This window comes from Micromonospora sp. D75 (assembly GCF_018070405.1).
GTDB classification, from domain to species: domain Bacteria; phylum Actinomycetota; class Actinomycetes; order Mycobacteriales; family Micromonosporaceae; genus Micromonospora; species Micromonospora chalcea.
In genome coordinates this window covers 1-5,782 of record NZ_JAGPXV010000380.1, presented here as the reverse complement: position 1 = coordinate 5,782, position 5,782 = coordinate 1, and the positions used below count along the sequence as shown (strand labels likewise).

The window sequence follows — 5,782 nt, the reverse complement described above, 5'->3', positions numbered from 1 at the left end:
CCACGAGCGCTGTCGACTCGCCGAGGAAACTCCACTCGCGGTACCGCTCCTCGTAGTACTCGGTGAGCACGTCGTGGGTGCCGACGACGGAGATCACCGGTGCGGGCACCCGGACCGGGTCGCCGTCCAGCCACTCGGTGAACCGCTCCTGCGCCTCGGCGGCCTCCCGCCGTACGTGGTGCACGAACCGGTCGACCTGCGCCGGGTCCAGGTCGGCCAGTTCCGCGCCGATCGAGCGCAGGAACGTCTCGTACCGCCGGTCCGCGCCCCGGGAGTCGGCCCAGTCGACGAGCCGGCCGAGCATGTTGTCCGGGCGGGCGGTCGGGAACACGCCCCCGGCGTAGATCGCCTCGATGGGACGTCCGCGCTCGTGCAGCCGCCGGGCGATGCCGGTCAACAGCGCGCCGCCGACGCAGTGGCCGTACAGGACCAGCGGGCCGTCCACCCGCTCCTGGATCTCGGCCACGCACCGCTCGACCAGCTCGTCGAAGGGCAGCTCGGTGTCGCGGACGCCGACGTCGTGGCCGGGGATCGCCACGGAGAACAGCGTGTGCCCGGCCGGCAGCGCGTCCGCGAGCGGCTGGTAGATGCTGGCGAGCCCGCCGCCGTAGGGCACGCACACGTACGAGCGCACCCGCTGGTCCGCCGGGACCGGCCGGGTCAGCTCGTACAGCAGCGGGCGCTGCCGCTCCCCGTCCGCCGGGGCGTCGATCAGCGCGGCCAGCCCCTGCACCGTCGGGTGCGCGAACACGTCCATCACGCCGACGTCGACCTGCCCGTACGCCTCGCGCAGCAGCGCCAGCATCCGGATCGCCAGCAGCGAGTGACCGCCCAGCTCGAAGAAGTCGTCGTCCAGGCCGACCTCCGGCACGCCGAGCACGTCGCGCCAGGTGGCGGCAACCGTCTGCTCGACCGGGGTCACCGGGGGACGGCGCTGCGCGGGGGCGACGCCGGACGAGGGTGCGGGCAGCGCGGCGGTGTCGAGTTTGCCGTTGGCGGACAGCGGCAGCGCGTCGAGCGTCACGAACGCCGACGGCACCATGTACTCGGGCAGCCGCCGTTTCAGCGCCGCCCGCAGCTCCGCCGGGCCCGGGGCCTCGCCCGTCAGGTACGCCACGAGACGCTGCTCGGCGGGCGTGGCGCCGCGCACGACGACGGCGGCGGAGCCGACGCCGGGCTGTTCGCGCAGCACCGCGGCGATCTCCCCCAGCTCGATCCGCAGGCCCCGCAGTTTCACCTGGTCGTCGATGCGGCCGAGGAACTCCAGCGTCCCGTCGGTACGCCAGCGGGCCAGGTCGCCGGTGGCGTACAGCCGGCCGCCGGGCTCGCCGAACGGGTCGGGGACGAACGAGGCGGCGGTGAGTCCGGGGCGGTTCAGGTAGCCGCGAGCCACCTGAACGCCGCCGAGGTGCAGCTGCCCGGCCACGCCGACCGGCACCGGGCGCATCGCCTCGTCGAGCACGTACGTGCGGACGTTGCGGATCGGCCCGCCGATCGGCACCCGGGTCACGCCGGTCAGCGCGTCGGGCGTGGCCGCCCAGGCGGTGACATCGATCGCCGCCTCGGTGGGCCCGTACAGGTTGTGCAGCGCCGCCGACGGGATCGCGGCCACGGCGCGGCGGGCCAGGTCGGCGGGCAGTTCCTCGCCGCTGCACACGATCCGCCGCAGCGACCCGCAGCGGGCCGGGCCGGCTGGGGCGGCCGGGGACAGGAACGCGTCGAGCATCGACGGCACGAAGTGGACCGTGGTGACCCGCTCCCGCTCGATCAGCTCCCGCAGGTACGCCGGGTCGCGGTGCCCGCCCGGCGCGGCGAGCACCAGCCGCGCGCCCACGAGCAGCGGCCAGAACACCTCCCACACCGACACGTCGAACCCGATCGGTGTCTTGTGCAGCACCGCGTCGTCCGGTCCGAGCGCGAAGGCGTCCTGCATCCAGTCCAGCCGGTTGACGATCGCGGCGTGCTCGTTGACCACGCCCTTCGGCCGTCCGGTGGAGCCCGACGTGTAGATCACGTACGCCGCGTTCCCCGGCCCGGCGGCGGTGCCCCCGGCGGCGCGCGGCCGGTCCGGCGCGGTCAGCGGCAGCACGGTGCCCGGGACGGTCAGCCCGTCCGGCAGCTCGTCGGCCAGCAGCACCCCGGCGCCGGCGTCGGCGAGCATGAAGGCCAGCCGCTGCGGCGGGTGGTCCGGGTCCAGCGGCAGGTACGCCGCGCCGGCCCGGTGGATGCCGAGCAGCCCGGCGATCAGGCGGCGGGAGCGGGGCTCGTGGATCGCGACCACCGACTCCGGTCCCACGCCGTGCGCGACCAGCCGTCGCGCCACCTGCTCGGCGGCGTCGGACAGCTGCGCGTACGTCATCCGGGTGTCGCCGTCGACCAGCGCGACCGCGTCCGGCGTGCGCCGGGCCTGGGCGTCGAACAGCTCCGCCAGCGTGGTCCGGCGAACCGGGGCGGCGGTGGCGTTCCAGCCGGTCACGACCGCCGCGTGCTCGGTGTCCGGCATGACCGGCAGCGCGCTCACCCGGGTCCGGGGCGCCGCCACCGCGGCGGCGAACAGCAGCAGGTAGCGGTCCGCGAACGCCTCCATCGCGGCGCGCTCGAACAGCGCGGTGCGGTACTCCAGCCGCAGCTCGTCCCCGGCGATCTCCAGCGACAGGTCGTCCATGGCGCCGCCGAACGCCTCGCCCCGGCCGGTCGGCAGGTGGTGGAACGTGAGCTGGTAGAGCGGCGGCACACCGGGGTCGCGCCGTACCGCCAGCTCCTCGACGAGCTTCTGGAACGGCATGTCCTGGTGGTCCCAGGCGTCGAGCACGACCCTGCGGACCCGGCGCACGAGCGTCAGGAACGGTGGATCGCCAGACACGTCGACGCGCAGCACCAGCATGTTCATGAACATGCCGAGCAGCGGTTCCAGCTCGGCCCGGTCCCGGCCGGCCACCGGCATGCCGACCACCACGTCGTCGCTCCCGGACAGCCGGTGCAGCAGCGCCACGTAGGCGGCCAGCTGCACCATGAACGGGGTCGCGGCGGCCTGCTGGGACAGCTCGGGCAGCGCCGCCGTCACGTCGCCGGGCAGCGTGCGGCGGACGTCGGCGCCGTCGAACGTGAGCGTCGCCGGGCGCGGCCGGTCGGTGGTCAGCGCGTGCACGGCGGGCAGGCCGGTCAGTGTCTCCCGCCAGTAGTCGCGCAGCTCGTCCCAGCGGGGGCCGTCGAGGCGGTCGCGTTCCCAGGCCGCGTAGTCGGCGTACTGGATCGGCAGCTCGGGCAGGTCCGGCGCGCGGCCGGCGACGGCGGCGGCGCACAGCTCGGTCAGCTCGGCGCGCAGGTGGAGCAGGGACGTGCCGTCGAGGACGACGTGGTGCCCGGCGAACAGCAGCCACCAGGTGTCCTGGTCGAGCCGCAGCAGCCGGGCCCGCCACAGCGGGGCCGCGTCCATCGGCAGGTCGAGACCTGCGTACTCGGCGACGATCCGGGCGCGGGCGGCGTCCCGCTCCGGCTCGGGCAGCGCGGACAGGTCGGTGACCGGCAGCTCCACCGGGACCGCTTGGTGGATGTCCTGGTAGAGCCGCCCGTCGTGCAGGCGCAGCGTGGTGCGCATGGCCTCGTGCCGGTCGGTGACCGTCCGCAGCGCGGCGAGCGCCTGCTCGGGCCCGGCGCCCGCCGGCAGGGTGACCGCGTCGGTCATGGTGAACAGCGGCTGCCCGGGGCTGAGCTGGGCGGTGAACCAGACCCGCTCCTGGGCGTACGAGGCGGGAACGGTGTAGACGTCGTCCACCGGCGTGACGTCGTGGCGCGACTCGGTCATCCCGGCCGTCCCGGTCGGCGCAGACGCGGGATGGGCGCCTCGGCAGATGCGGAGGCGGACGGGGCGGCGCGCAGCGACTCGATCCGGGCGGCCATCGCCGCGACGGTGGGCGCGTCGAACAGCACCCGCATGGACAGCCGGGCGCCCACCGCCTGCCGGATCCGCAGCACCAGCTGCGCGGCCACGAGCGAGGTGCCGCCGAGCCGGAAGAAGTCGTCGTGCGGGCCGACCTCGGCCACGCCCAGCACGTCACGCCAGATCCGGGCGACGGTGTCCTGCAGGTCGCCGTCGGCGGCGGTCACCGTCGAGGCGGTGGCCGCCGTGGTCGCGGCGAGCCGCCGCTCGTGCCCGGCGACCGCCTCCACCGTGTAGGCACCGATCGCCACCGAGCCGGTCCGCCCCTCGGCGAGGACCCGGCACGCCGCGCGCACCGCCGCGTCCGGGGCCAGCCCGTCGTGGTCGGGTACGCCCTCCTCCCGCCACGCGCCCCAGGCCACCGACAGCACCGGCGACCGCCAGCCGTGCGGGCTGCGCGCGTACGCGTCGAGGAACGCGTTGGCGGCCGTGTCGTCGGCGCGGCCCAGGCCACCGGCGAGCGCGGTCACCGAGGAGCTGAGCAGCACGAAGTCGAGCGGCATGTCGCCGAAGACCGCGCGCAGCGCCAGCGCGCCGGTGACCTTCGGCAGCAGTTCGGCTGTCGCCTCGGCCGGCCGCGACCCGGTGGACAGTCCGGTGTCGGGCAGCCGCGCGGCGTGCACGATGCCGTCGAGTCCGCCGAGGTCGTCCTCGATGTCGGCGCGTACCGCCCGCAGCGCGTCCACGTCCGTCACGTCGGCGCGCACGTGGCGGACCTGCGCCCCGGCCCGTTCCAGCGCCTCGACCAGGTCCGGCCGGGCGGTCCGGCCGACCAGCACCAGCCGCGCGCCCCGGCGGGCCAGTTCGGCGGCGAACGCCCCGCCGATCCGGCCCAGTCCGCCGGTGATCAGGTAGCGCCCGCCGTCGCGCAGTGCCGGCCCGGTACGCCGGCGCGCCGGCGCGGCCGTGAACCCGCGTGTCCAGCGGCGCCCGCCCAGCCGCAGCGCGACCGCCTCGGCCCGCTCGGCGCCGAGCAGTTCGTCCGCCAGCGCGTCCGCGCCCGGGTCGGCCGGGTCGGCGTCGACCCAGTGGCAACGCAGTCCCTGACGTTCCAGCGGCACCGAGCGCACCACCCCGGCGACTGTGGCATGTTCCGGGCGCAGCAGGTCGGATCCGGTCACGTCGGCCGTCCCGGCGGTCACCACGTCCAGCGCCACGTCGGCGGCAGGCAGTGCCTCCAGCAGCGTCAGCAGCGCGAGGTACCCGTGTTCCTGGGCCGCCGCCACGGCGTCGGCGTCCGGGCCGGCCGGGTCGCCGTCGAGCGCCCACGCGTGCACGATCCGGGCGGCCCGGCCGTCGTCGGCGCACTCGTCGAGCAGGCGCTGGTGGTCGGCGACGCTGGCCGGGCGCAGCCGGTAGCCGTCCGGGCGGACCGCGAAGGCCGGTCCGGGACGTACCACCGTGACGTCCACGCCGCGCTCGCGCAGCCGGTCCGCGAGCGCCGTGCCGCGCTCCCCTGCGGCGAACAACAGCAGCGGGCCGGGCGCCTCGACGGGAGCGGCGTCGGGCAGTTGACCCCAGACCGGCACCTCGACCACGCCGTCGTCGTACCGCTCGTCGGTGGCCGGTCCGGCGGGCGCGGCCGCCGGCTCCGGGTCGATCCAGTGCCGGGCGCGCTGGTACGGGTAGCCGGGCAGCGGCACCCGGCGCGGCGTGCCGGAGGCGGGCAGTCGCACCGGCACCCCGGCCGTCCACAGCCGGCCCGCCGCCTCGTACGCGGTCTGCCTGCCGGTCAGCCGCTCCCCCGGCGCGGGCAGCGTGCGCAGCGGCGCCCGGGCTCCCGCCGGCAGGCTCAGCCGGGCCAGACCGGCGAGCTGCCGGCCGGGGCCGCACTCCAGCAGC

The 5,782-nt window shown here is 76.3% G+C and carries 2 protein-coding genes; both read right to left on the bottom strand.

The annotated features are described in order from the left end of the window. Positions 1-3,805 (bottom strand): non-ribosomal peptide synthetase (locus KBX39_RS20970; RefSeq protein ID WP_210872088.1); only part of this gene is annotated, 3,805 nt, incomplete at its 3' end. Continuing rightward, the coding region (locus KBX39_RS20965; RefSeq protein ID WP_210872086.1) for an SDR family NAD(P)-dependent oxidoreductase at positions 3,802-5,782 on the bottom strand (1,981 nt) is incomplete at its 5' end. The genes KBX39_RS20965 and KBX39_RS20970, both read right to left, overlap by 4 nt.